This window comes from Cyanobacteriota bacterium (assembly GCA_025054735.1).
Classification (GTDB): Bacteria; Cyanobacteriota; Cyanobacteriia; order SKYG9; family SKYG9; genus SKYG9.
In genome coordinates, this window is record JANWZG010000696.1 from 1 (window position 1) to 781 (window position 781).

The 781-nt window shown below is 59.5% G+C and carries 1 protein-coding gene; it reads left to right on the top strand.

What is annotated here, in order from left to right; translation table 11 throughout:
- Window positions 1-781, top strand: a 781-nt coding sequence (locus tag NZ772_19440; GenBank protein MCS6815730.1) for a formate acetyltransferase, incomplete at both ends; no start/stop codon positions are given.

A 781-nucleotide genomic window follows, 5' to 3' on the forward strand; every position in this document is an offset into this window, starting at 1 on the left:
GATGCAGTTTTTTGGGGCGCGGGTGAATCTAGCCAAGGCGCTGCTGTATGCCATCAACGGCGGGCGAGATGAAAAATCCGGGGAACAGGTGGCGCCGCCGATGCCCCCTATCACCAGCGAGGTGCTGGATTTTGAGGAGGTGAAGCAACGTTACGAGCAGGTCCTGGCATGGCTGGCCCGCACCTACATCCACACGCTTAACGTCATCCATTACATGCATGACAAATACTGCTACGAGCGGTTGCAGATGGCGTTGCACGACCGGGATGTGTACCGCACGATGGCCTGTGGGATTGCCGGGTTGTCGGTGGTGGCGGATTCCCTGTCGGCCATTAAATACGCCAGGGTGAAACCGATTCGGGATGAACGGGGCCTGGCAGTGGACTTTGTGATTGAGGGGAGTTATCCCGCTTACGGCAACAACGACGACCGGGCCGATGAACTGGCGGTGTGGGTGGTGCAGACCATGATGCGGGAGCTGCGCAAGCACAAAACCTATCGGGATGCGGTGCCCACGCAATCGGTGCTGACCATCACATCCAACGTGGTCTATGGCAAGAAAACGGGGACGACGCCGGATGGTCGTAAAGCGGGACAACCTTTTGCCCCTGGCGCCAACCCCATGCACGGGCGGGACTGCTGCGGGGCGCTGGCATCTCTGGCGTCGGTGGCGAAATTGCCCTACAGCGATGCCTTGGATGGCATTTCCAATACCTTTTCCATCGTGCCGGAGGCGCTAGGACGCACGGAGGCGGAGAAGGTGAACAACCTGGTGACCATG